23 protein-coding genes and 1 pseudogene are annotated in these 26093 nt (G+C 60.0%); 13 read left to right on the forward strand and 11 right to left on the reverse strand.

From position 1 onward, the window contains the following. Nucleotides 1-24: 24 nt before the first annotated feature. The 9 genes from CUJ84_RS24800 (at nt 25) to CUJ84_RS24845 (ending at nt 8008) form a co-directional block, all read left to right on the forward strand. Nucleotides 25-1536, forward strand: coding sequence for a glycerol-3-phosphate dehydrogenase (locus CUJ84_RS24800; protein ID WP_105009151.1), 1512 nt, complete (start codon nt 25-27; stop codon nt 1534-1536). 11 nt (nt 1537-1547) lie between these two features. Next, nucleotides 1548-2480, forward strand: a complete 933-nt coding sequence (locus CUJ84_RS24805) for a sugar phosphate isomerase/epimerase family protein (RefSeq protein ID WP_105008378.1) — start codon at nt 1548-1550, stop codon at nt 2478-2480. Between the two features lie 70 nt (nt 2481-2550). Beyond that, complete coding sequence (locus CUJ84_RS24810; RefSeq protein ID WP_105008379.1) at nt 2551-3486, forward strand: sugar-binding transcriptional regulator; 936 nt, start codon at nt 2551-2553, stop codon at nt 3484-3486. 99 nt (nt 3487-3585) lie between these two features. Then, a complete protein-coding gene (locus CUJ84_RS24815; protein WP_105008380.1) occupies nt 3586-4362 on the forward strand; it encodes a DeoR/GlpR family DNA-binding transcription regulator in 777 nt (258 codons plus the stop codon). Beyond that, the gene (locus CUJ84_RS24820; RefSeq protein ID WP_105008381.1) at nt 4359-5129 is read left to right on the forward strand and encodes a triose-phosphate isomerase; all 771 of its coding nucleotides are present in this window, start codon (nt 4359-4361) and stop codon (nt 5127-5129) included. Before CUJ84_RS24815 ends, CUJ84_RS24820 begins: the two co-directional genes overlap by 4 nt. Nucleotides 5130-5140: 11 nt before the next feature. After that, nucleotides 5141-5596 carry an RpiB/LacA/LacB family sugar-phosphate isomerase gene (locus tag CUJ84_RS24825; protein ID WP_105008382.1) on the forward strand — a complete coding sequence of 152 codons (456 nt, stop codon included), beginning with the start codon at nt 5141-5143 and terminating at the stop codon, nt 5594-5596. 279 nt (nt 5597-5875) lie between these two features. Further along, nucleotides 5876-6934, forward strand: a complete 1059-nt coding sequence (gene ligD, locus CUJ84_RS24830; RefSeq protein ID WP_105009152.1) for a non-homologous end-joining DNA ligase — start codon at nt 5876-5878, stop codon at nt 6932-6934. Between the two features lie 219 nt (nt 6935-7153). Beyond that, entirely contained in the window at nt 7154-7387 is a 234-nt protein-coding gene (locus CUJ84_RS24840) for a BrnA antitoxin family protein (RefSeq protein WP_105008383.1), read from the forward strand. A 225-nt stretch (nt 7388-7612) separates the two neighbouring features. Further along, a complete protein-coding gene (locus CUJ84_RS24845) occupies nt 7613-8008 on the forward strand; it encodes a hypothetical protein (RefSeq protein WP_105008384.1) in 396 nt (131 codons plus the stop codon). Between the two features lie 113 nt (nt 8009-8121). Here the strand turns inward: CUJ84_RS24845 and CUJ84_RS24850 are convergent, their stop codons facing one another. The 6 genes from CUJ84_RS24850 to CUJ84_RS24875 all read right to left on the reverse strand — a co-directional run bounded on the left by CUJ84_RS24850 (nt 8122) and on the right by CUJ84_RS24875 (nt 14484). Beyond that, a complete protein-coding gene (locus CUJ84_RS24850) occupies nt 8122-9021 on the reverse strand; it encodes a carbohydrate ABC transporter permease (protein ID WP_105008385.1) in 900 nt (299 codons plus the stop codon). A gap of 23 nt (nt 9022-9044) precedes the next feature. Further along, entirely contained in the window at nt 9045-9977 is a 933-nt protein-coding gene (locus CUJ84_RS24855) for a carbohydrate ABC transporter permease (protein ID WP_018516760.1), read from the reverse strand. A gap of 84 nt (nt 9978-10061) precedes the next feature. Continuing rightward, entirely contained in the window at nt 10062-11366 is a 1305-nt protein-coding gene (locus CUJ84_RS24860; protein ID WP_105008386.1) for an ABC transporter substrate-binding protein, read from the reverse strand. 147 nt (nt 11367-11513) lie between these two features. Next, nucleotides 11514-12581, reverse strand: a complete 1068-nt coding sequence (locus CUJ84_RS24865) for an ABC transporter ATP-binding protein (protein ID WP_003550787.1) — start codon at nt 12579-12581, stop codon at nt 11514-11516. A 166-nt stretch (nt 12582-12747) separates the two neighbouring features. Then, complete coding sequence (denD, locus tag CUJ84_RS24870; protein ID WP_105008387.1) at nt 12748-13734, reverse strand: D-erythronate dehydrogenase; 987 nt, start codon at nt 13732-13734, stop codon at nt 12748-12750. Nucleotides 13735-13755: 21 nt separating this feature from the next. Next, nucleotides 13756-14484: a FadR/GntR family transcriptional regulator gene (locus tag CUJ84_RS24875; protein WP_017991662.1), complete on the reverse strand. Its 729-nt coding sequence runs from the start codon at nt 14482-14484 to the stop codon at nt 13756-13758. 320 nt (nt 14485-14804) lie between these two features. Here CUJ84_RS24875 and CUJ84_RS24880 point away from each other — a divergent pair. After that, nucleotides 14805-14978, forward strand: a pseudogene (locus CUJ84_RS24880) (PRC-barrel domain containing protein); the annotation flags it as partial. Nucleotides 14979-15051: 73 nt separating this feature from the next. Beyond that, nucleotides 15052-15687 (forward strand): hypothetical protein, encoded by a 636-nt coding sequence (locus CUJ84_RS24885; RefSeq protein ID WP_105008388.1) that lies wholly within the window; start codon nt 15052-15054, stop codon nt 15685-15687. Between the two features lie 364 nt (nt 15688-16051). On the opposite strand, the gene CUJ84_RS24890 is transcribed toward CUJ84_RS24885, so the two are convergent. Beyond that, nucleotides 16052-16531 (reverse strand): hypothetical protein, encoded by a 480-nt coding sequence (locus tag CUJ84_RS24890; protein ID WP_105008389.1) that lies wholly within the window; start codon nt 16529-16531, stop codon nt 16052-16054. A gap of 325 nt (nt 16532-16856) precedes the next feature. Next, nucleotides 16857-17735 (reverse strand): alpha/beta fold hydrolase, encoded by an 879-nt coding sequence (locus tag CUJ84_RS24895; RefSeq protein WP_105008390.1) that lies wholly within the window; start codon nt 17733-17735, stop codon nt 16857-16859. A 213-nt stretch (nt 17736-17948) separates the two neighbouring features. On the opposite strand from CUJ84_RS24895, the gene CUJ84_RS24900 reads away from it, so the two are divergent. Beyond that, the gene (locus CUJ84_RS24900; RefSeq protein ID WP_105008391.1) at nt 17949-18503 is read left to right on the forward strand and encodes a methyltransferase family protein; all 555 of its coding nucleotides are present in this window, start codon (nt 17949-17951) and stop codon (nt 18501-18503) included. Nucleotides 18504-18616: 113 nt separating this feature from the next. On the opposite strand, the gene ligD (CUJ84_RS24905) is transcribed toward CUJ84_RS24900, so the two are convergent. Then, nucleotides 18617-21262, reverse strand: a complete 2646-nt coding sequence (gene ligD, locus CUJ84_RS24905; protein WP_105008392.1) for a DNA ligase D — start codon at nt 21260-21262, stop codon at nt 18617-18619. Nucleotides 21263-21441: 179 nt separating this feature from the next. Here ligD (CUJ84_RS24905) and CUJ84_RS24910 point away from each other — a divergent pair, with 179 nt between their 5' ends. Next, nucleotides 21442-23208 (forward strand): SLC13 family permease, encoded by a 1767-nt coding sequence (locus CUJ84_RS24910; RefSeq protein WP_105008393.1) that lies wholly within the window; start codon nt 21442-21444, stop codon nt 23206-23208. A gap of 60 nt (nt 23209-23268) precedes the next feature. Here CUJ84_RS24910 and CUJ84_RS24915 read toward each other — a convergent pair whose 3' ends face one another. Together CUJ84_RS24915 and CUJ84_RS24920 are read right to left on the reverse strand one after the other, a co-directional pair. Further along, on the reverse strand, nt 23269-24324 hold the full coding sequence (locus tag CUJ84_RS24915) for an Ldh family oxidoreductase (RefSeq protein WP_105008394.1): 1056 nt from the start codon (nt 24322-24324) through the stop codon (nt 23269-23271). Nucleotides 24325-24401: 77 nt separating this feature from the next. Further along, nucleotides 24402-25922 carry an ABC transporter substrate-binding protein gene (locus CUJ84_RS24920; protein ID WP_105008395.1) on the reverse strand — a complete coding sequence of 507 codons (1521 nt, stop codon included), beginning with the start codon at nt 25920-25922 and terminating at the stop codon, nt 24402-24404. Nucleotides 25923-26093: the final 171 nt, after the last annotated feature.

Here is a 26093-nt window from a genome sequence, read left to right on the forward strand (position 1 = left end):
CAGCAGGCATCGAAGGAGCATGACATGACCGAACCCGAACTCCTGGATCTCTTCGTCATCGGCGGAGGCATCAACGGCGCGGGGATAGCACGCGATGCTGCCGGCCGCGGCCTGAAGGTCGTGCTGTGCGAAAAGGACGATCTGGCACAGGGAACCTCGTCGCGCTCGGGTAAGTTGGTGCATGGAGGTCTGCGTTACCTCGAATATTACGAATTCCGCTTGGTGCGTGAGGCGCTGATCGAGCGTGAAGTGCTGCTCAATGCCGCGCCGCATATCATCTGGCCGATGCGCTTCGTCCTGCCGCACAGCCCTGAGGATCGCCCCGCATGGCTCGTGCGGCTCGGCCTCTTCCTCTATGATCATCTCGGCGGCCGCAAGAAGCTGCCTGGGACCCGCACGCTCAACCTGCTCCGTGACCCGGAAGGCACGCCGATCCTCGATCAATACACACGCGGTTTTGAATATTCCGATTGCTGGGTCGACGACGCCCGCCTTGTGACCTTGAATGCGGTCAGCGCAGCGGAAAACGGCGCCCTGGTGCTGACACGCTCGCCGGCCGTGTCGGCCCGCCGCGAGAATGGCGGTTGGACCGTGGTCTCGAAAAACAACTCCACGGGAGAAACGCGAACCTTCCGCGCCAAATGTCTGGTGAATTGTGCCGGCCCCTGGGTGATGGACATCATCAATCGCGTCGCCGGTTCGAACTCCGGTCGCAATGTCCGCCTCGTCAAGGGCAGCCACATCATCGTGCCGAAGTTCTGGGCGGGCGCCAATGCCTATCTGGTGCAGAACCACGACAAACGCGTCATTTTCATCAATCCCTACGAGGGCGACAAGGCGCTGATCGGGACGACCGATATCGCGTACGAAGGCCGGGCCGAGGATGTTGCCGCCGACGAGTCGGAGATCGAGTATCTGCTCAAGGCGGTCAATCGCTACTTCAAGGAAAAGCTGCGTCGGCAGGATGTGCTGCACAGCTTCTCCGGCGTGCGCCCGCTGTTTGACGACGGCAAGGGTAACCCGTCGGCCGTTACCCGCGACTATGTCTTCGATCTCGACGAGACAGGCGGTGCTCCGCTGCTCAACGTTTTCGGCGGCAAGATCACCACATTCCGCGAGCTCGCCGAACGCGGCATGCAGCGCCTGAAGCACATCTTCCCGAACATGGGAGGCGACTGGACTGGGAAAGCGCCGCTGCCGGGCGGCGAAATTCCGAATGCCGATTATGAGAGCTTCGCCAATAGCCTGCGCGATATCTATCCCTGGATGCCGCGCAAGCTCGTGCATCACTACGGCCGTCTCTATGGCGCCCGCGCCAGGAATGTGGTTGCCGGCGCGACAGGCATGGAAGGGCTCGGGCGGCATTTCGGCGGACAGCTCTATGAGGCCGAGGCCCGTTATCTCGTCGCCACGGAATGGGCCGAAACGGCCGAGGACATCCTCTATCGCCGCACCAAACACTACCTCCATCTGAACGAAGCGGAGCGCGTGGCCTTTGGCGAGTGGTTTGCTTCAACCCGCCTTGCCGCCGCCTGAAGGATGCCGCCATGCAGCTGACCCTTTCGCTCAATACCAATCCGCTGGTGAACCGCTTCGCCGACCCAGACGACCTCATCGACACGGTGGCGCGTGATTTGCGGATCCGCGACCTCCAGCTGACCCACGAGTTCATCAATCCGAGCTGGCAGGCGCCGGTCATCCGCCGCCTGACGCGCACGATGAGCGCTGCGCTGAAGCGCACGGGGGTGCGGGTCACTTCGGGCATGACCGGCCCCTATGGGCGTCTCAACCATTTCGGACATCCGGATGCCGATGTCCGCCGCTACTACATCGAATGGTTCAAGACCTTCGCCGATATCACCGCCGATCTCGGCGGCCACTCGGTCGGCACGCAATTTGCGATCTTCACCTATAAGGATTTCGACGATCCGGCCAGACGCGAGGAACTGATCAAAATCGCGATTGATTGTTGGGCCGATGTCGCCGAGCATGCGCGCGCCGCAGGCCTCTCCTACATGTTCTGGGAGCCGATGAGCATCGGTCGCGAGTTCGGCGAGACGATCGGCGCCTGCCTGTCACTGCAGGAGCGGCTGACATCGGCCGGCATGGCCATCCCGATGTGGATGATGGCCGACATCGATCATGGCGACATCACCTCCGCCAATCCCGACGACTATGACCCCTATGCCTGGGCACGCGCCGTCCCGCCGGTATCGCCGATCATCCACATCAAGCAGAGCCTGATGGACAAGGGCGGGCACCGGCCCTTTACCGCCGAATTCAACGCCAAGGGCCGCATACAGCCGGCACCTCTGCTGCAGGCGCTGGCCGAAGGTGGAGCAAAAGACAATGAAATCTGCCTGGAACTTTCCTTCAAGGAACGCGAGCCAAACGATCGCCAGGTCATCCCGCAGATCGCCGAAAGCGTCGCCTTCTGGGCGCCGCATATCGACACCGGCGTCGCTGACTTGAACATCTGAGGCGGAGATCCTTAAAAGGCAGCACTGCGATACGGCGGAATCGCCGCATGACATTCGAAAGGGAGCCGTGATGACGGACGCCGATGATACGCTTGCCGTGCGTGCTGCCTGGCTTCATTATGCCGGTGGCCTGACGCAGTCCGACGTTGCTCGCCGCCTCGGCGTGCCGTCGGTAAAGGCCCATCGCCTGATCGCAAGAGCGGTTGCCGACGGCGTCGTCAAAGTCACCATCGACGGGGATATCGTCGAATGCGTCGAGCTGGAGATGCGGCTTTCGGAACGGTTCGGGCTTCAATATTGCGAGGTCGCACCCGATCTCGGCGAGGAAGGCTTGCCGCTGCGCGCACTCGGCCATGCCGGCGCCGGTTATCTCAAGCGCGAGATCGAGCGCGGCGACAATACGGTCATCGGCCTTGGTCATGGCCGCACGCTTTCCGCCGCCGTCCAATATATGCCGAGGGTGAGCGCGAAGAACCTGCGCTTCGTCTCCTTGCTTGGCGGGCTGACACGAAACTACGGCGCCAATCCCTATGACGTGATGCATCGCATCGCCGAAAAGACCGGCGCCCATGCCTATGTCATGCCGGTTCCCTTTTTCGCCAATACCGGCGAGGACCGCGAAGTGCTGAAGGCGCAGCGTGCCGTCAAGGAGGTCTTCGATCTTGCCAATAATGCCGATCTGAAGCTCGTCGGCCTTGGCACTGTCGATGCCGAGGCGCAGCTGGTTTTGTCCGGCATGGTCGAATCCGGTGAAATCGACGACATTGCTGCGGCAGGCGGCGTCGGCGAAATCCTCGGACACTTTTTCGACGCCGACGGCCACATCCTTGACACCGCGCTGACGGCGCGCACGCTCTCTGCGTCTTTCCCCAAGACCAAGAAAGAGCGGCTTGTGGCGTTGGCGGGCGGACAGTCGAAAGTGCCGGCTATCCGGGCAATTCTGAATAGCCGCCGTCTTTTCGGGCTGATCACCGACGAGCGAACCGCGCAGGCATTATTGAAGTAGCGATCGAAAACAACAACATTTGATCGCAAAATAACATAAATGATGTTGATTATCACGTATGCTCCGTTATCTTAACATCAAACGAGGGTGGAGAGCGGGATGAGGCGGGAAGAGCGGCAACAGTTGATCGTCAACCTGCTCGTCGAAAACAAGACCGTCGATCTCGACGACCTTGCCGATCGCTTCACCGTGTCAAAGATGACGATCCATCGCGATCTCGACGATCTCGAGCAGGCTGGCGTCCTGCGCAAGGTTCGCGGCGGCGCGACCATTGACGCCGGAACGCAGTTCGAAAGCGACTTCCGCATTCGCGAGCGCCAGGGCAACGAGGCCAAGCTGGCCATGGCGCAGACCGCGTTGGAACTGGTCGAGCCGGGGATGACGGTGATGGTAAACGATGGCTCGATGGCGGCCGTGCTCGGCGAAATGCTGCTGCAGAAGCGGCCGTTGACGTTGATCACCAACAATGCGGCGATCATGGAGCGGCTGAAAGGCGAAACCGGCATCACCCTGATCGCGCTTGGCGGCATCTATTCGGCGAAATTCAACGCCTATCTCGGCGTCGTTACCGAGGAGGCACTGTCGCGGCTGAGGGCCGACCTTGCCTTCATTTCCACGCCCGCCGTCAGCGGCAGGCTCGCCTATCATATGGACGACAATGTCGTGCGCGCCAAGCGGGCAATGATCGCATCGTCGACCAGGACCTGTCTTCTGGTCAATCACCAGCGCATCGGCCACACCGCCCTGCATGTCATGGCGGATCTGGCCGACTTCGACGCCGTTATCACCGACAGCGCACCCGATGCTGCTGTCCTGGAGGAATTCGAGCAGGCGGGCATTACGCTCACCATTGCATCAACGCAGGATCCGACATGACCGAAAAGCCGCGTTTCTGGATTGGCACCAGCTGGAAGATGAACAAGACGCTTGCTGAAGCCGAGCATTTCGCACGCGGCCTCGAAGCCGCCGATGCCGCGCGCGACCCGCGCATCCAGCGCTTCGTGATTCCGCCCTTCACGGCGGTGCGCGAGGTCAAGGCGATGCTTGCCAAGACCTCGGTGAAGGTCGGCGCGCAGAACATGCATTGGGCCGACCAGGGCGCCTGGACCGGCGAAGTCTCGCCGGTGATGCTGAAGGATTGCAATCTCGATCTCGTCGAGCTCGGCCATTCCGAGCGGCGCGAACACTTTGGAGAGACCGACGAGACAGTGGGTCTGAAGACCGGAGCGGCGGTTCGCCACGGTCTCATCCCGCTGATCTGCATTGGCGAGACGCTTTCCGACCGCGAAAGCGGAAAGGCCGCCGACATCCTCGCGACCCAGGTGCGCGGCGCGCTTTCGAAACTTTCGGACGCCCAAAAGGCTGCCGAAATCCTGCTGGCCTACGAGCCGGTCTGGGCGATCGGCGAGAAGGGCATCCCGGCGACCGCGGATTATGCGGATGCCCGCCAGTCTGAAATCATCGCCGTTGCCGAAGCTGTGCTGGGCCGGAAGATCCCCTGCCTTTATGGCGGGTCGGTCAACCCACAGAACTGCGAAGAACTGATCTCGAGCCCGCATATCGACGGGCTCTTCATCGGCCGTTCGGCCTGGAATGTCGAAGGTTACCTCGACATCCTGGCCAGATGCGCCGCCAAACTCTGAGGAGAAAGACAATGAAACTTGCCATTGCAGGAGACAGCGCCGGCGAAGGCCTCGCTAAGGTTCTGGCCGACCATCTGAAGGACCGCTTCGATGTGTACGAAGTCTCGCGCACGAGCGCCGGTGCCGATCCTTTCTACGCGAACCTCTCGGACCGCGTTGCCTCAGGCGTCATCAACGGTACCTACGACAAGGCGATCCTCGTTTGCGGCACCGGCATCGGCGTCTGCATCTCGGCCAACAAGGTTCCGGGTATCCGCGCCGCCCTGACGCACGACACCTATTCTGCCGAGCGTGCCGCGCTTTCCAACAATGCGCAGATCATCACCATGGGAGCCCGCGTCATCGGAACCGAGCTGGCAAAGTCGATCGCTGATGCGTTTCTTGCCCAGACCTTCGACGAGAACGGCCGTTCTGCCGGTAACGTCAAGGCCATGGACGATCTCGACGCGAAGTACAGCGCCCGTTGAGGAATGCTGAGGGTGATGCCGGGCCGGAGTGTGTTCGATGCCACAGAGGCCGCACCGGGACGACCAACGCGACGACTGCTCGGCCCAATCCAGTTCCGGCAGCGATGTCGGGACTTGGAATACGGGAGGCATCGACGCGTTAAGTCCTTGAATTGAGATTCGTTTCGAGTCGGAACAATCAGCCGAGTGATTTGGTTGAGTCGCGTTGTTGCCATCGACGCGAAGAAGAAGCAGATGAAAAAGCCGAGCAGGGCACCCGGGGAGGTGTTAGACCTGATCATGAAGCACCCGCGCCGCCCAATTCTGCCCTTGCTTGGCGAGTCACACTCGAAGCTGCAGTCTCGTCCGATCCGCAAGCGCGATCCTGACCAGCCCAGTCTGCCCTTCGATCCAATGCCGCTGCGCGTCGAGCCCTGCCTCGCGCTGCTGAAGCCGACCGTGCCTGTGGGGCCGGACTGGCTCTACGAGGTGAAGTGGGACGGCTACCGATTGGCAATCCACATCGAGCCGAAGGGCGTGCGGGTGATCACCCGCGGCGGCCATGACTGGACCCACCGCTTCCCCGCCATCGTCGCGGCAGCAAAAGAGCTTGGAGTAACCACTGCCATTCTCGATGGCGAGGCGGTTGTGCTCGACGATCATGGCCGGTCGCATTTTGGCGCCCTTCAGCGTTCGCTCGGCGGGCGGGGAGGCAAGCGAGTGTCGACCGAGTCGATCCTCGTCGTCTTCGATCTTCTCTATCTCGACGGGCACGATCTCACTGGCACAGAGCTTGACGTGCGCCGGCACCTCCTTAGGGACCTGATACCGGAAGACGGCGATCAGGCGATCCGCATTTCCGCAGAGATAGAACTGCCGGCCGAAGACCTTCTCGAGCACGCCTGCCATCGTCATCTGGAAGGCATCATCGCCAAGCATCGCGACCGGCCCTACCGCAGTGGCCGCACGGGCGACTGGCTGAAAATAAAATGCGTCCAGAGCGAGAGCTTCATGATCGTCGGCTATGAGCAGTCGGCATCCGCCCGTGGTGGCATCGGCAGCCTGCTGCTGGCCGGCAGACAAGGCTTCGACTGGGTTAACGTTGGGTCGGTCGGGACTGGTTTCGGTGCCAGGGATGCTGAAGACCTGAAAAGGGCGCTCGACCGTTTGAAGACGAGCCGGTCGGCCGTTCCCCTGAAGGGCAAACACCTCGTCTTCGTACAACCGACGCTGATCGCCGAAATCGAGTTTCGCGGCTGGACGGATGACGGCAATCTCCGTCATGCCTCCTACAAGGGACTGCGCGAGGTTCAGGACAATGCCGCTGTTTTCGACATGAAGGGCATCTTGGGCCGTTGAGGACCACGATTTGTCATCCTGGACCGCAGTGCCTGGGCGGTCTGGCTGGATCCGGCCGTCTCTGCGAGGTCGCTGATCGGTCTCTGCCGCCGGCACGCTGGCGATCGAGCAGGTCGGCTAAGTCGCCGTGTCGTAAAACAAGATAAATGGTCGACGAAGCAGCAGACATCACGTATGCCGCTCATATGTCGCTCCGACAGGCAATAGAAAGTGACAACGATGACAAACCCGCCCCGACGACCTGTCAATCCAATGGATGCCGCCGAAGCGTTGTTCAAACCCGCAAAGAAGAAGCTGGAACCAGCTGTCGAGCGGCCGGCGCTGCCGAATACCAAGGAGCTTGTTTCGCTCAAGATCGACAGCGATGTGCTGGCCTTTTTCCAGGAAGATGGCGCTGGCTGGCAGGATCGGATCAATGATGTATTGCGGGCCGCGATGAAGAACAGGGTCTGACCCTGTTGCACCCGAGCCGCGCCGCCGGCCGAGGTGTGGTCAGCTTTACCTATCCAAATATACTGTTTGAAAGCAATTCGCAGCCAATCCTACGCAACGGTTCGAGCCGCGGATCGGCACTCCGCATGCCAGGCCTTAGAGGCGCTCGCAAATGATCGTGTTGATCGACAGGCTGGATTTCCTCGTCTTCCTGGCGCCTATCCATCGCTACGGGTGGCCGCTGTGATGCCGAATGCACTGCACCGGCTTCTCCGCAGCGGCGTTGTCCATGTTCTCTTCGCCTTTTTGGCAATGGGCAGCTGGGCGGTTTTCGCCAATCGCGCACACGCCATGCCATTGCCGCTCTATGCCGGCCTTGTGCAGGGTACGATATCCGCCTGCCTGACGCTTTTCCTGAAATCTGTGATCCACTGGCTTTCAAAACGCTTCGTCGGATCGGTACGATTTTGGGCGCCGCCTCTCATTGCTTGTCTCGGCTCAGCCAGCATTCTCGTGGCGATCCATGCGGCGACCGGCACACCGGAAATACTCAAGACCATCGCATTTCCGCTGCTCGTATCGACGAGCTACGCGGCAATTTACAATTATTCGATCTCGGCAAGACGAGGTTTCGATACATGATGGGACGGCCGCTGATCCCATCTAAGCTGCGGACACGCCTATCATTGCTACTGCGCACCGGTAACACCCAGTCGCAGCTGCTGCGGGAAGCAAGGGCGTGCCCGCGGTAGGTGTCACTCCTTCACCGCCCCGGTCATCGATGAGACGTAGTAGTCCACGAAGAACGAGTAGAGGATGACCACCGGGAGCGAGCCGAACAGCGCGCCTGCCATGAGTGCTCCCCATTCAAAGACATCGCCGCGCACCAGTTCGGTCAGCACGCCGACCGGAATGGTTTTGTTTTCCGACGACTGGATGAAAGTCAGCGCATAGATGAATTCGTTCCAGGACAGCGTGAAGGCGAAGATGCCGGCTGAGATCAGCCCTGGCACCGCGAGCGGCAGGATGATCTTGGTGAGAATCTGCCATCTGTTGGCGCCATCCACCAGCGCGCTTTCCTCCAGCTCGAATGGGATCGAGCGGAAGTAGCCCATCAGCAGCCAGGTGCAGAAGGGAATGAGGAAGGTCGGGTAGGTGAAGATCAGCGCCAGCCGCGAGTCGTAGATCCCGAGCTTGAAAACAATGAAGGCAAGCGGGATGAAGAGGATCGACGGCGGTACGAGATAGGCGAGGAAGATCACCAGGCCGACTGAACGCGAGCCGGTGAAGCGGACGCGCTCGATGGCATAGGCGCCGAAGACCGAGGCTACCAGCGAGAGAAAGGTGGAGCAGACCGCAACCAACATCGTGTTCCACAGCCAGCCCGGATAGGACGTCTCGAAAAACAGATATTTGATGTGATCGAGCGTTGGCCCGACCACCCAGAAGGGGCTGTAGTTGTTATAGTCGGTCAGCTGATCGTTCGGCTTCACCGCGGTGATCGCCATCCAGTAGAACGGGAAGAGCAGCACGACGACGAAGACGGCCATCGGCAGGTAGAGCATCACGATCCGCCGCGGCAGGCGGTTCAGATAGCTCATGCCTTCGGCATTGTCGGTCACGACCTGATCGGCGGCGTTTGAATTTATCGACATCGTCACTCTCCCTAACCCTGGCCTTAATCCTGGCCGCCCTGTTGCCATTTGCGCCGTTGCAGGCCGAAGAAGCTGAACATGATGGCGCCGAGCAGGAAGGGCACCATGGCGACTGCGATGGCCGCACCTTCACCGAGCTGACCGCCGGGAATGCCGCGCTGGAAGGATAGCGTCGCCATCAGATGCGTCGCGTTGACCGGTCCGCCCTTGGTCAGCACGTAGATGAGCTGGAAGTCGGTAAAGGTGAAAAGCACCGAGAAGGTCATCACCACGGCGATGATCGGCGTCAACATCGGCAGCGTCACATAGCGGAAACGTTGCCAGCTCGTGGCGCCGTCGAGCGAGGCGGCCTCCTGCAGCGACGCCGGAATGGTCTGCAGGCCCGCAAGCAGCGAGATCGCCACGAAGGGAATGCCGCGCCAGACATTGGCGACGATGACGGATATGCGCGCATTTATGGGATCGCCGAGGAAGTTGATCGGTCCGCTGATCAGCCCCAGCTTCATCAGCGACCAGGAGATGATCGAAAATTGGGAATCATAGATCCACCAGAAGGCCAGCGCCGAAAGCACCGTCGGCACGACCCAGGGAAGCAGCACGATTGCCCGGAAAAAGGATTTGAACGGCAGGTGCTGGTTGAGCAGCATCGCCAGCCAGAGGCCGAGCGCGAATTTCAATACCGAGGCAACGGAGGTATAGAGAATGGTGTTGAAGACCGATAGCCAGAAGACGCTGTCGTCCATCAGGAACTGGTAGTTCTCAAGCCCGATGAAGATGCCGTCGCGGCCGATCCTCGTATCGGTGAAGCCGAGCCAGACGCCGAGCCCCAGCGGATAGGTGAGAAAGCAGACGAGGAACACGGCCGCCGGCAGCATGAACAGGAAGCCGAGCACATTGTTGTTCTGCAGGAGCGAAGAGATCGGCCCACGCCTGTCCTCCGAATTCACCATCGACATTGCCTATCTCCCAGATTGCGTTTGAACTCGCGGAGGACTTGCGGCATGCCGAGGGCCGGCACGCCGCTTGTTTTGAGGCGTGGCTCAGACGCGATAGTAGCGGTTTGCCCGGCGTTCAGCTTCCTTCATCGCATCTTCGGGCGACATCTGGCCGGTGACGGCGGCCGCATACATGTCGACCAGAACGTAATCGGCCATGGTCGCTGCCGAGGCATAACCGAGTGGGCCGGCATAGCCGTTCGGACGCAGCTTTTCCGAGGCACGTGCATAAGGCGCGTGGATCGGATCGGATGTCCAGATCGGGTTCTTGGCGAAAGCCTTGAGCGGCTGGCAGCAATAGGCGCTGGAGCCCTGGATCCAGGCATTCATCTGGTCGGCTTCCATCATGAACTTGATGTAGGCCTTCGCCGCTTCCGGATACTTCGTATGCTTGAAGAGAAGCAGTGAGCTCGTCTGGAAAAGCTCGACGCTCTGGCCAACCGGGCCGACGGGGAAATTCGTCGTGCGGATGTCCTTGGCGATCTCGGCGAGCTTCGGGTCGTTCTTGGCCGTGTAATAGACCGAGACGCCGTTGGCTATCAGCGAAACCTGGCCCGCGAGGAAGGCGCGGTTGTTGTTGACGTCCTGCCAGCTTTCCGTGCCCGGAATGAAGGTCGCATAGAGCTCCTTGGCATAGTTGATCGACGCCAGCGTTTCCGGGCTGTTGATCGTCACCTTGCCGCCTTCGTCGACCATCTTGCCGCCGTGGCTCCAAAGCAGCCAATGGGCGTAGTTGTTGCCGTCGCCGACGGCCTTGCCGTGCGGGAAGCCGGCCGGCGTGCCCTTGGCTTTCATCGCCTTACAAAGCTCGAGGAAGCCTGCCGTATCCTTCGGGAACTCGTTGAAGCCGGCAGCCTTCACGTGAGTGTCGCGATAGACCACCGCATTGCCGATTGCCGCCAGCGGCATGGCGATGAACGTGTCGCCGCGCGCGGCATAGCCCTTCACACCATCATACCAGCCGCCATACTTGTTGCCGAGATAGTTGGCGAGCTCGGTCAGGTCGACCAGCTTGTCGGGATACTGGTGAGCGTCATCGAACCAGCACATGATGAGGTCCGGGCCGGAGCCGACATTGGCCGCGACGGCCGCCTTTGGGCGGATATCTTCCCAGCTTTCCTTGTCGATGCGTACCTGGACGCCGGTCGCGTCTATGAATTTCTTGGTGTTTGCAAGCCAGGCTTCCTCGTCGCCCTTGACGAAAGGTGTCCAGCGCAGCAGCCGCAAGCTAGCGCCGCTTTCCGGTGTGTAGGTCGGTTCGGCCTGCGCAAGGGATGGCCGGATGCCGAAGCCGGCGGCGCCGGCGACGGCAGCCGAGGCGGCAAGAAAGTCACGTCTCTTAATCCTCATGATATTCCTCCTCTTCAAAACAGCGGGTGCGAACTCTCCGCCATTCACCTCCCGCTTGGCGAACGGCGGTCCTTGCATCCCTGAACCAGGGTGCAGCCGACCTGCGGCTGACGGGGCTCCTCCGCCCCGCGCAGCCGCCGGACGGCGTCAGTCGGTCAATCTCCGGCCGCTCTCGGCATCGAAGAGATGAACATGCGCGGCGTCGATCGCAACGCGCAGGGTCTCGCCTGGGCGCGCGCTGACGCGTTCGCGGAAGACGCAGCTGAGATCGCTGCCGCCGAGCCTGAGAATAAGATGCGTCTCGTAGCCGGTCGGCTCGATCACCACGATTTCGCCGGGCAGGCCATTGGCGTCGAGCAGGATGTATTCCGGGCGAAGCCCGTAGACGAGGTCGCGACCCAGGGCGTCGGCAGGCGGATTGGAAACCGGGAGCGCCGTGCCGTCCGGCGCCTTGAAACTTGTCGGGTTTTCGGGGTCGAGCCTGCCCTTGATCATGTTCATCGCCGGCGAGCCGATGAACCCGCCCACGAAGAGATTGGCCGGCTTGTCGTAAAGCTCGAGCGGCGTGCCGATCTGCTCGACGACGCCGTCATGCATGACGACGATCTTGTCGGCCATGGTCATGGCCTCGATCTGGTCGTGGGTGACGTAGACCGTCGTCGTTTTCAGCCGCTGGTGCAGTTCCTTGATTTCGGCGCGCATGGCGACGCGCAGCTTCGCATCGAGGTTGGACAGCGGTTCGTCGAACAGGAAGACTTCCGGATCGCGCACGATCGCCCGCCCCATGGCGACGCGCTGGCGCTGGCCGCCGGAAAGCTGGCGCGGATAACGGTCGAGCAATTTGTCGAGACCGAGGATGCCGGCGGCATATTTCACCCGCTTCTCGGCTTCCGCCTTCGGCGCCTTGTTCAGCATCAGCGAGAAACCCATGTTCTCTTGTACCGTCATATGCGGATAGAGCGCATAGTTCTGGAACACCATGGCGATGTCGCGGTCCTTGGGCGGCAGCGTGTTGACCACGCGCCCGCCGATCTTGATCTCGCCGCCGGAAATATTCTCAAGTCCCGCCAGCATCCGCAGAAGCGTGGATTTTCCACAACCCGACGGGCCGACCAGGATCACGAACTCCCCGTCGGCAATGTCGATATCCACGCCTTTGATCACCGGAAATGCCCCGAATGATTTCCGCACATCCGCGAATTGAACGCCTGCCATACCCACTCCTCCCAGAAATCGAGCGCTACATGCTATGTATTCGTATTTTCGTATATCTTGCCGGCGGCCTTATCTTCTCAAGTCCTTCTGCCGCTGCAATCCCGCATATGCGGGTGTGCCCGGGCGGTACTGTCCTCTTATGGGGCGGTTTTAGCCCGGTTCAATCTCATCCGGACGCACCCGGAGCGTCTTCGGCGAGATAGACCTTGATCAGCTCGTCCACCGTGGTTTCGGCGACGAAACCCAGTTGCGTCGCGCGTTCGGGCGTAAAGGACTTCGGCCATCCGGCGACGATCCCTTCAATGACCTCGTCGCGGCGACGATCGATCAAGTCCGCCGCCTCGGGACCGGCAGCACGGCGCAAGGCTGCGATCTGGTCGGCAACGGTGGCGGCGACGCCCGGCATGGTGAGCGTGCGCCGAACACCCAGCGCCGCCGTGTCGAGCGTGGCCGCATGGATCAGGAACTTGATGGCGGAACGCGGGCTTGCCAGCCAGTGCTTGACCGTTTCTTCGACCGGAAGAACAGCCCGCTGGCCTGCAAGCGGTTCACGCAGGATTCCCGAAAAGAAGCCCGATGCGGCGGCATTCGGCGCACCCGGCCGGATCACGATGGTCGGCAACCGAATTCCGACGCCGTCGATAAAGCCGCGCCGCGAATAGTCGGCAAGCAGAAGCTCGGATATCGCCTTCTGGACTCCGTAGCTGGTGAGAGGTGCGAGCACGTAATCGTCGGGAATGGGATCGGGAAACGGCGAGCCATAGACCGCGATCGACGAGGAGAATACGAACCGGGGAACATAGGCTTGGCGGCTTCCTTCCCGGCGGATCGCTTCCAACAGCAATCGCGTGCCGTCCAGATTGACCTTGTAGCCGAGGTCGAAATTGCGCTCGGCTTCGCCGGAAACGATCGCGGCGAGATGGAAGATCACGTCGGCCCGGCGAGCCGCCAGGGCTTCCGCTGCGCCGCTTTCGGAAATATCGGCAGCCAGCGCTTCCGCCGGCACGGAGACGTCGGTGGGCACCGGCGGAGGCGTTACATCCACAAGCGTCATGCGCGTGATTGTATCGCCGCCGAGTGACCCGCTGCGCCCCAGTGTGGCGGCGAGCTTCCGGCCGATCATTCCTCCCGCCCCGATAATGAGAATATGCATCGTGTTTCGCCTCCCTGCGAACTACGAGAAGAGTAATTTGGTCGTCGTATAAATACGGGTTTCGTGGATTGCGAAGGCCGCGCATGCGGCATCCGGGTCCCGCGTCTCCAAGCCAGCGAGGATCAACCGGTGATCGGCAATGCTCGTGGCGATCGTTCCGGGCTGCGATACGACGCGCCTTCGGTGGCTCAGAAGATAGGAATAAAGGTCGGCGGCCATATCAGCCAGCACCGCGTTGCCGCTGGAACGGTAGATAGCGGTGTGAAATTCCCGGTCGCAGATCAAAAAACGCACAGGATCGTCACAGGCGGCCTCCTGCGCTGCGATCGACTTGCGGAGATAATCAAAAGTTGAAGGCTCCATCTTGAGCGCGGCAGCCCTGACGACCTGTGCTTCGATAAGAAGCCGGGCCTCATGAACATTGTCGAGACTGTAGGCCGCGATGTCGCGATACCGCGCAGCCTGGACGGCCAATTCGCCGACGTCCTCCGATGCCACCACCGTGCGCGTTCCGTGCACAACCGAGAGAATCCCATGGGTGGAAAGGATAAGGATGGCCCCACGGACGGTCTCGCGGCTGACCGAGAGTGCGGAGGCGAGTTCACGTTCGCTTGGCAACGGATCGCCCACCTTGAGAATGCCGGTGGCAATGAAGGTCGCAATCTTCTGGACGACGAAGTCTTTCATCGACTTCTTCGGCGCTCCACCGAGCGCCGCAACGTCGTCTTCGAGCATCGCTCGAACGTCCATTGCTTTTCCCTCCCCGCGCTCAGGTCTACTGGTCCGGTAAGTGGACCAGTAGACCTGAGCAAAAGAGGATTGTCAACGTGATGGCACGCGATTTGCCCAACCGTTATTTGGAGCAGTTTTGTGAATGGCAATATCAGCACGCCGAGAAAATTCACGCCGAGAAAACCAGCTGATCACAGTGCCGGATGGAGTGTAGTCCGACGCTCAAGCCACTTTGGAGACTTTGCCGAGGCGCTTGATCGCCTGTTCCAGCGGACGCTTGCCGTCACTGCAATCTTCCCAGGCGGAAGATTTTGACAGCAGGGTCGGAACGGTGCGCGGGCGCCGGCGGCTCCGCGGTCATCGACGTCGGAGGCTTTCGGGGTATCGGCGCGAAGCCAGTTGCAGTTCCGATCTCGGATCTTGAGTTCATGCGCGATGAAGACGGCGACGTTCATGCCGTTACGAGCTGGACCAAGGACGAGCTCAAGCAGATGCCCGAGCACCGCGACTGAGCGTAATCACATGATGCCTTCCGTCCTGGGGTAGTCGTTGACGCTGCAGAGCGGAAGGCCCATCTACTCGTACATGGCAAAACCCAAGACCACCGACGATGCGGAGCTGATCAAGGAGTGGCCCCTATCGACCGCAGCCACGCTCGGATCATCCGTTCGCGCGAAGGGGATTCTGCTGGAAATTCGCGCACGTCTGCCTTTGGCGGTGAGAAAGTCGCTCGAAATCGAGGCGGGTGCTCTGACATTGGCGATGGCTGAAACGGCTAAGAGTGCGTTCCGTGCTGCTTCGTCAGTCGTTTCCAACGCGCTCGAAGACATCGAAACCTTGCCTGTGATCCCTCGTGAAATCCAGGATATCCTGACGATCTCTACTACCGAGAGACATCGCTGGCTCACCGACGGGCGCTTGCGCAGCGCTGGAACCCGCACGGTGAAGCTGCATGGGCGGGCGAGGAAAATTACCTTCCACGTATTCGACCCGCGCGTGGTGGAGGACATCCTCGACCGAGACCTGGTGACAGTCTGGCGCGAAGAGGATGCTGAAGCTACCGCCGAGAAACGACGACGGGCAGCCTTGAAAGCGAAGTTGACGCGTTCGCTGAAGACCAAGGCCAAGACCCCTTCGAAACCTGATGCCGACCCCGACGATGCGTCAGGTTCGAAACCTCTCGGCTGGGAAGAGTTCAGTCGCGATGGGTTGCTCCGCTAAGGCGGCGGAACCTCTGCAACGCAGTCTTCGATCCCTTCCCAATAGTCGCCGAAGGCATTTCTGCGACCTTGAAGATCGGGTCGGCATCACAGACGTGGAGGCCTCCACCCCTCCACCGGCATGCTGCAATACAGCTCTCCGGATTTCTCCTTCGCGAGGGACGAGACAGTTAAGACCGTCACCGAGGGACTTCCGTCTCATCGGCGACTTGCGGACGCCGATGAGGGATTTTACATTCCCTGGATGAAAATCTTCGAATCCGGCGACAGCTCTCAGCGGAATTCGCTTCGTCAGGGTCCTAAGGCCGGAGACACTTTTTGGCGGCGTCAATCCGAAACTCTGTCTAACGGTGTCGATCCGCTGATCAATTCTCGCAAAGCTTGGCCAAGTTTTTCTCCAGACTTCGCCGGAGGGCGCCAGAGATTTCAGTCTCAAGTCCTTTGACGATATCGCCGAACCGGCCACCGGTCTTCACGATCTCGATGGAGGTCTCGGTCATCTTGCAGGTCGTAAGGTCGACCTTCAGCCGAACCTCTGCGGTCGCTGAAAACCCTCCTTCTACCAGCGCTTCGTCCGAGGTCTTGCAAGCAAGCGTGCCACGGGCGCTCGCCTCCGCGGAGTTGCCATTCACCGACAATTGCAGGTTTTCGATCTTCACGGAATCGAGCTTGTCGACGCCTACCTCCACACTGATGCCGAAGCTCGATACCTTGGTCTTCAACGACCTGCATGGCTGCGCATCTCCGATGGCCCTCTCCAGGGCATTCGGTGCCTGTGCGTTGGCGAAGGAGCATAGCTGGAGGAGAAAGACTCCTGCAGCTAGCAGGCTTAAACAATTCCACATCGCTCTCCCATCTCCCTGGATTTCATGCAGGCGCCTCAGGATGATAGGGCGGGATCGGTCTGCGGGAAAGGCAATGACGGTTGCCCGACCATGACCGTCGCATAAGGAACTTAGACGTCAAATATTGTTTTACGACCGATGGAAACTACGTCGTTTGCAGTACGAGCTCGTGGCCGTGGCGAATGGCGAGCCACATATCCCTCGCATTCCGATCCGATTACCGGCCCTGATTGATCCTGTGTCGTCTTTCGAGCCGCTCGTCGATCTTCCCCCGACAAGTTTCGGAAACTGTAAGCACAGGAGACCGCAGCTCCGCGTATCGCTCTTAGAACACTGATCTGTTCGAAAGAAAATGATGATTTTTCAAACCGGTATTGGCTTCATGAGCGGCGACTGTGTTCAGGAACCGGTCGAGTATCGAGTTGAAGCTCTCCGGCTTTTCCCAGAAGGGCGCGTGACCAGCACCTTCCATTACATGCGCTTTGCCTTCGAAGAGCAACTGGATGTTCAGGCCCGAAAAATAGCTGAGTTTGACAAAGGGGTCATGAAATCCATTCACAAAAGCAATGGGTATATCAGCCTGTTCGACGGTGCGGCGCTGATCCACCCCCTGCCCCCGCAACATTGCGCGAGAAAAAACGCTCCTTAGTCTCCCGTCTGCGCGCGCTATAGCATCGCGAAAGGAGGGGTTGCTCATGTCTCCAAAGCAAAGAGACTGAAACCGCTCCACGTCACGCGATGTAAAGTTCTCTTTTGATGCCAGAAGAATATCAAATGATGGATGGAATCCCCGCAGCATTCCGAGGAGACCGCTGGGGACCGGTGGCGTGCCGCACAACATCAGGCCCGAAATGCCGTTGCCGCTGCCCGCCATCTCAATCGCGACGTGACCGCCAAGCGACCATCCCAGCACGGGAAAGCGATGAAGCCCCAGGCGGGCTGCCACCTCTCCTATGCAGTCGGCAAGACCGGTGACAGTGTAAGTCGACTGCGGATCTCGAGCGTCGCTCGATTCGCCATGTCCCGGAAGATCGAGCGCAATCAGACGCCAATTCCGTGACAAATGGCTGTGTAGTTGCCGTGAAAAGACCGTCCGTGAGCTGCCGGAGCCGTGTATCATAACCAGTGGTGCAGCGCCATCGATAGTGTCACTGATGCGCACAGCGCCGTGGCTAGTGTCGATTGTACAGTGAAATACGTCCATAAGCTGCGACCCCTAAAGCGCAGCCAAAGACTTGCACGAAAATATCTACGGCAGGTGCATGATCATCGTAAACCAGATCTAAACCAGGTCGTGCAATCACGACACGTTTCGGTGCGGTTACGTATCATACATCAATCATTTGCCTTGGCGTTTTATACGGGTTAGGTCTGTCGCAGCAGCAATTGTAACCAACCTTTCAAGCTGGGTATCGAGATGCAATTTCTTCTGGACTTCATTATTTCGATCACCAGCCTGACTATCGTCGCGTCCTACGCGTGGTCGTTGCGAGGCCACTTCAACTCACCGAAGATGGAAGCCGGAGCAAAGCTGATCACCGTCGGCGTCATCGCGACGACGGCGTTTTTCCTGTACCTGGTTTGGTCCGGGACGCAGATGCTATGGGTACAGGTAGTAGGACTGGGATTTGAAATCGGGTCGGCGGGCTTGTTCTGGTGGGCGGTGTCGGCCTCGCGACAGGCCAGGTTGCGCTTTGTGTTCACCCTCGATCATCCAGATAGTCTTGTCACCGACGGTCCCTATCGCTACCTGCGGCACCCTTTTTACACGTCCTACCTGCTCTTCTGGTCGGGGTGGGCGCTGGCATCTTGGTCGATATGGTCGATCCTGCCGGTCTTATTTTTTACGGTTGTCTACGTGATTGCAGCCCGCAATGAGGAGAGGAAGTTCTCCCTATCACCGCTGGCATCCGAATATGAAGCCTATCGGCGCAAGACGGGCTTGCTGACACCGTGGTTCGATGGGCGGTAAACCTGCCTCCGAGGGAAGCAGCCACGTGGCTGTTGAAGGGCCAGGTAACACTGGCATGGCTGCTGGCTCTTCCGGTAAGGTTCGCGAGATCGAGCTCAACGCGTCCGCGCTGATCATGCGGCGACGCGCGCCTTGCCGAGGCGCTTGATCGCCTGTTCCAGTGGCCGTTGGCCGTCGCAATAGTCTTCCCAGGCAGAGGACTTCGGCAGCAGCGCCGGAACGGTGCGGATGGTGAAGCGCTTGGGGTCCAGATCCGATTTGACCTGCGTCCAGCTCAGCGGCATTGAGACGGTGGTTCCCGATCGGGCGCGTGGCGACAAAGGGGCCACGGCCGTCGCCATGCGGTCGTTGCGCAGATAGTCGAGGAAGATCCGACCGTTCCTCAGGCTCTTGGTCATCTTGATCAGATAGAGATCGGGATTGTCGCGCGCCATCTGCTGGCAGACATCGTGGGCAAAATCCTTCGCTTGCGCCCACGAGAGCGGCTTGCGCTTGTTGACCGCAAGCGGAGTGACAACGTGCAGACCCTTGCCGCCAGTCGTCTTGCAAAAGCCGACTAGGCCCAACGCATCGAGACGGTCCCGCATTTCCCGAGCCGCTGAAACGACCGCGGAGAATGGCACGTCTGGACCTGGATCAAGATCGAAGACGAGCCGGCCGGGCACCTCAGGCCGATGCGGTTCACAATTCCAGGGGTGCAGCTCGACGGCGCCGATTTGCGCGACGGCAGCCAAGCCTTCGACCCGGTCGATTTGCAGATAGGGCTTTTTATCGCCGAAGACCTTGACCAGTTCGAGAAGGTTCGAGGTGCCGGGCATCGCATGGCGCTGGAAAAACTGCTCACCGCCGATCCCGTCAGGCGTGCGGATGATGGAGCATGGCCGTCCCTTGATGTGCTCGATCAGCCAGGAGCCGACGGCTTCGTAGTAGCGGGCCAGATCTTCCTTGGTGACGGGTTTGCCGTCATTGGCATCGGGCCACAGCGGCTTGTCCGGGTTGGAGATCAGTACCCCCATGACCTCGGCCTTGGCGCCTTTTTTGCGGGTGGTTCTGGCCTTCGCCTCCACGGCCGGCAGCGGCACGTCTGTTTGCGAGGGCGTAGCCGGCCGTTCGGCTTTGACCTCTTTGGCCGGCTTGTCTTCCCGCAGTCCCTTGAAGGCGGCCTGCCGGACAATGCCGTCGGCGGTCCAGCCGGCGAATTCGATTTCAGCCACGAGCTCCGGCTTCAGCCAGGTGACCTCAGCCTCCTTCTTCGGCGCGCCGATGCCGGTGAAAGGTGATTTTGCCGTCTCGAGCGCTTTCAACTTCGAAAGCAGCGTTTCAACCTTCTTCGCGCCATATCCTGTGCCGACGCGGCCGACATAGACGAAGTGGTCGCCGCGGTAGACGCCGACCAGCAGGGATCGGAATTTCCCGTTGGTCTTGGCATAGGCGCCGATCACCACCTCGTGGCCGGCGCGGCATTTCGACTTCGCCCAGCTTTCGGTACGGCCGGATTGATAGGGTGCATCCGCCTCTTTCGAGACGATGCCTTCCAGCGAGAGCTTGCAGGCAGACCGGAGAACTGCATCACCGCCGGTGTCGAAATGCTCGACGAAACGGATGCGCGGATCATTGCCGGCGTCGGACAGAAGGCTTTGAAGCCGCGTCTTGCGCTCGACGAGCGGCAGAGATCGCACGTCCTCGCCACCCTCATAGAGAAGATCGAAGGCGAAATAGACGAGCTCCCCCGTCTTGCCTTCCGAAAGGGCCGCCTGCAGGGCCGCGAAATCAGGAACGCCGTGATCGTCGAGGGCGCAGATCTCGCCGTCGATGATCGCATCGGGCAGTGTCGATGCCGCCTCGGCGATCTCGGGATATTTGGCCGTCCAGTCGAGCCCTTTCCTGGTCTTCAGCGTCGCCTCACCATCCATCACCCGCATCTGGATCCGGTAACCGTCGAACTTGATCTCGTGAATCCAGCCGGTGCCGGCCGGAGGGCGTTCCAGGGTCTGGCAGAGCTGCGGCACAATGAAATCCGGCAGATCGATTTTTGTGGCCGGTTTCGATTTCCGACCACCTCCGGCGTTCTCCTTTCGCTCTTCGGCAGCCAGTCCGTGATTGCTGTCCCAGACGGCATCAGCCTGAACGTCACCACCCTCGACCATGAAAGGCTTGGGCTTTCGTCCCTTGCCGGCGGCAATCATCTCCATGGTTCGGCCTGAGGCGACAGAGGTGTCGTTCTTCTCGAGGATCGCTTCGCCATTATTTTCGACAGAGAACTGATCATGGTGTTTGATGAGCAGCCAATTTGTCCGGTTGCCGCCGTTGCGATCATTGCGCATGCGCACCAGCACGAAGCTGCCGTGCAGGCGTTTGCCTTCCAGAGTAAACTTGAAATCGCCTTTTGCCAGTGCCTGCTCCGGGCTCTTCTTTCCTTCCGGTTCCCAATAGCCCCGATCCCAGAGCATGACCGTGCCACCGCCATACTGCCCTTTCGGAATGGTGCCTTCGAAATCACCATAGTCGAGCGGATGATCCTCCACCTCGACGGCCAGCCGCTTGTCGTGCGGATCGAGGGACGGACCTTTCGTGACAGCCCAGGATTTGAAGATGCCATCGAGCTCGAGTCTCAGATCGTAGTGCAGTCGAGTGGCATCGTGTTTCTGGATGACAAAACGACGGCGATTGCTGCGCGCGAGGCGCTTTTCACCGGTCGGCTCGGCCGTTTTCTGAAAGTCGCGCTTCGATCGATAAGTCGATAGTTTGTCACTGGCCATGGTCGTTCCCGAAAGCAACCCCGATAGCGAAATGCCGCCTGACGGCTGGAAGTTCCATCAGGGTGCTCCTCCAGCCGTCAGCGGACAAAACGGCTGGGAATAGACGAGAAAAAAATGTCTCCGCCTCGCCGCATCGTTCTCTCGCTTGAAACGTTAATCGCTACCACCGGGATGCAAATATGCGCGCTGATCAATGGCTATCTCTTCTCATCATCGCGCTGATGATGGGCGCGTTCCTGTGGGGGCGTTATCGATACGATATAGTCGCTGTGAGTTCCCTTCTCGCTGCAATCATTGCCGGTATCGTCCCTGCCAAGAATGCTTTTTCCGGCTTTTCCGATGACATTGTCATCATCGTTGGCAGCGCGCTCATCGTCAGCGCGGCGATATCCAGATCGGGGATCATGGATGTCGCCTTGCGCAGATTTTCTCCCGAACGACGCGGGTCACGGATGCAGCTGATCATTCTGGTTGCCATTGTCGCAGCCCTGTCGGCTTTCATCAAAAACATTGGTGCGCTGGCGATCATGATCCCGGTCGCTGTGCAAATGGCCCGGAAATCACGCGTATCACCGTCGATGTTCCTGATGCCGATGTCTTTCGCCTCTCTGCTCGGAGGGCTTATGACGCAGATCGGCACGTCGCCAAACATCATCGTTTCCCGGGTGCGCGAGGAGATCACCGGGCAGCCGTTCATGATGTTTGACTATACGCCTGTCGGCCTGGCGCTCTCGGTCGCCGGGGTTGTCTTTCTGGCGCTCTTCTACAAGCTGCTGCCTGAAAGATCACGGGTCGAAACGTCGATGGATGAGGCGGTGGCCATCAAAAACTACACAACCGAGGCCAAGGTCACCGCGCCATCAGGGGCGATCGGGCGGTCCGTCAGCTGGCTGCAGAAGCCGGCGGGCGGCGATGCGATGGTGACTGCGATTATCGGTGGCAACGGCCAAAGACGAACGCCCCTTCCCGACACGGTGCTTAAGGATGGCGACCTTCTTATTATCGAGGGGGAGCAGAGCGCCCTCGACAAGATCGTCAGTGAAGCCAAGCTTCAACTGTCCGACCGTAAACACGAGCCCGAGATACGCCAAGACATCAGTTCTGTTGAAGCTATCGTTGGCGAACATTCCCGATTGATCGGCGTCAGCGCAAAAGACGTTTCTCTCTTCCACAATACCGGGCTCAACCTTCTTGCCGTCAGCCGCCGCGACAGGCGCTTCACCGAGCGCCTGGGCGAGATCAAGATCCGCAATGGCGACGTCGTAGTCTTGCAGGGCGACTTGCAGAAACTGCCGGATCTTCTACGCGAATGGGGATGTTTGCCGCTGGTCGAACGAGATATGAAGCTCGGCAACGCCCGCAATGGCATGATCCCCGTCATTATCCTGATGGCAACGATGGGGGCGACAGCCTTCGGCGGCATTCCCGTCGCGACAGCGTTTTTCGCCGCCGCTTTTCTGATGGTGGTCACCGGATCCGTTCCTTTGCGGGAAGTCTATCACCATCTCGATGCGCCCATTCTGATCATGCTGGCCGCTCTCATTCCGATCAGCGACTCGCTCAGGACCACAGGAACCACCGACATCATCGCGGACCTCCTCTCGCGAACCGCCGAAATGCTCCCGCCCTTTGGTGCTTTGGCTCTCATCCTGGTTGCGGCCATGGCCGTAACCCCGTTTTTGAACAACGCAGCGACGGTTCTGGTCATGGCACCGATCGCCGCGACCTTTGCCGAGAAGCTGGGCTTCAGGCCCGATGCTTTTCTGATGGCGGTGGCAATTGGAGCCGGCTGTGACTTCCTCACGCCCATCGGACACCAATGCAACACGCTTGTGATGGGACCGGGCGGATATCGATTTGGTGACTACGCCCGACTGGGTCTGCCGCTCTCGCTCATGGTGGTGGTCGTCAGTGTGCCGATCCTGCTGTTGGTTTGGCCGATCTGATTGCACCTGACACCGGGCGTTGCGGTGACCGATAGAAGTTTCGAAGCAGAGATGTGTTCCTCACGCGGCGACGTCGGGAATAGGCAAGCCTAGGATCTCGGCATGTTTGCAAAGCTTTTGCCAAGCTGCATCGCCGACCGGCACGCCCTCTTCCAACGCCGAGCGGCGCTTTCGCGCTGCGCTGTCGCCCGGCATGCGAACGGCGCCATTGTTCCAGGGCGCCGGAGGATTGCTGCGGCATGCAGAGGCGAGAAAGTCAGACTGCGCCGTAAAGGCATCGAGCCCGGCAAAAAAGGCGGGATCGATGACCTGAAGGAAAGCGCTTTGCGAAAAGACGCCGGACGGCGCGTTCGCCCGTCCCTTGCCGGAAAGCCCCTGCCCCAGCAATTCGACGATCAGCCCGAGCCCAAAGCCCTTGTGGCCCTTCAGCTGACCGCCGAGAGGCATCATCGTTCCGCCACGTTCGGTCACCTCGCGCGGATCATTGGTCGGCTCGCCTGCGGCGGTGAAAGCCCAGGCCTCCGGAAATTTCTTGCCGGCCTTGGCCAGGTTTTGCGTCATGGTCGTGGTGGTGATCGAGGCCGAGACGTCTATCAGGATCGGATCCTGAGATGTCGGGAATCCGGCAGCCATCGGGTTGGGCGTCAGGAGCGGCTTCGTGCCGCCATAGGGCGCAACGCGGCTTGCAGCGGGATGCGATACCGACAACTGCACGATGAGGCCCCGTTCGGTCACTTGCCGCATGAAGGCTGAAAGAGCGCAGGTATGGTGGCAGTTGCGGATCGCGGCGGTGACGACGCCATGATCGCCGACGCGTTCGCAGGCCTGTTCGATCGCCTTGGTCAGCAGCCATGCGCCAGGCAGGGATTTGCCGTCCCAAACAAAGGCCGCGCCGCGGTCATTGACCACCTCATAGCTGCCTGACTTCGCCAGCGAGCCGTCTTCCAACGCCTCGACATACCAGTTCAGAAGGCTGACACCATGCGTTTCGTGGCCGATCATGTCGCCCTCGACCAGGACGGCGGCAGTCGTTTCGGCCTTGTCGGGCTCCATGCCCGCACGGGTCAATATCTGCTCGGCGAATTGGGTCAGGGCAATGCGGTCAATCAGGGGCATAGGTATCCCTCCGTCACGTCATCGAAAGCACGGGCCGCTATTTGCGGGCGACCCGTGCTTAAGTTCTGCGAACCAGCTTACTTGAAGCGGATTTGCGAGAGCTGCAGTTCGGAATTCGTCGCGATCGTCGGCTTGAAGTCGAGACGCGGCGAGACGCGGGTGAAACCCACCATATGAAACATCGGGATGTCCGCGATGATTTCGGTGTTCACCTTGGCGAACAGCTCCTTCCAGAGTTTTGTGCGCTCGTCGCCGGTGGCAGACGTCGCCTTGGCGATCAGCGCGTCGACAGCGGGATCCCGAACCATGGAGTGGGAGCCGTCGGTCGCGTATTTCACGAATGCGGTGAAGACGGGATCGCCGGTCGCATTATCGTGCTGCGACTGGGTCAGAGTCGGACCGGAATCGGCGACAAAGGGTGCAACGAAATAGCCGTTCCACACGGAGACGTCATACATGTCCAGCTTCACGTTCAAGCCGGCTTCCTGAAGCATCGCCATCATCGCTTCCATCGCTTCGGTGGCGTTTGGATATTGCCCGTTGCGACCGATGATCCGGATCTCACGATCGACCGGGACGCCATCAGCTTTCGCCGCTTCGACCAGTGCCTTCGCTTTTTCGGGATCATAGGGCCAGGCGGGGATATCGGCATTGTAGCCGATCGTGGTGGGTACGACGAGCTGCGTCGCGATCTTCGCCTGTTCGGGGAACAGCGTTCCGAGCATCGCCTGACGATCGATGGCGAGGTTCATCGCTTCGCGGATGCGCCGATCGTTAAGGGGTGCTGCGCGCGTATCGATGCGCAGCGATGTCGTTTCGGAATTCGGATAGGCGAAATCGGTTTCCTTGTTGGTGGCATCCTGTACGGATACGGCCGGCACGATATCGGCTTCGCCGGCATCGACCATGGCCGCAGCAACGGCGCTGTCAGAGCGGAACAGATAGGTCGCCTGTTCCACCTGCGGCTTCTCTCCCCAATATTCCGGGTTACGCTTCAGCGCGATCGACTGGCCGATATCCCATTTGTCGAACGTATAGGGTCCGGTGCCAATCGGCTTGCGGGTGAATTCGTTTGCTGATGTCGCCTCGGCCGATTCCACGGCCATTACCGTCATCAGAAGCGGAAGAATCGGTTGCGCCGGTTTTGTCGTAATCCGGATGGTGTTGGCATCCGGCGTTTCGAAGCTGAACTCCGTGCCGCCGAAATATTTGCCGCCGGTTTCACAGCTGAGCTTCTTGTTCTTGTTGCGCTCGATGGTGAACTGGACATCTTTGGCGGTGAACGGCTTGCCATCGTGCCATTTGACATTCGGGCGCAGCTTGAACTCCCAGGTGTCGTCGTCGATCTTCGACCATTCCGTCGCCAGGCGGGGTTTGAGGCCGCCATTGACGTAGTCGAATTCCACCAGCATCTCGTTGACGTTTTCAGAAATGACCCGGCCGACGTCCTGGCGCGCTGCCATACAGGGCTCGACGACATCGACGGTTTCGGCAAGCACAACGGTGACGTTGCTCTTGGCATCCTCAGCATGAGCCGAGCCGGCGCTCAGCGCGAGCACCGTTGTTGAAAAACAGGCAGCTAACAAATGCAATTTCATTTCGTTCTCCTCCCATGCGCCTTTGGCGCTCCTCACAGTGAACTGCGTCCCGTTTCCGGTGCCCCGGCATCTATCTCCTCAGTAGTTTCTCAGAAGCACAAGTGCACTAATATACTAGTTAACGACAGTCTTCAACCCTGGCGCTTCGAAGCGTGAAGCCTTCAACCTTGG

This window comes from Rhizobium leguminosarum, assembly GCF_002953715.1.
In the GTDB taxonomy this organism is placed as follows: domain Bacteria; phylum Pseudomonadota; class Alphaproteobacteria; order Rhizobiales; family Rhizobiaceae; genus Rhizobium; species Rhizobium leguminosarum_V.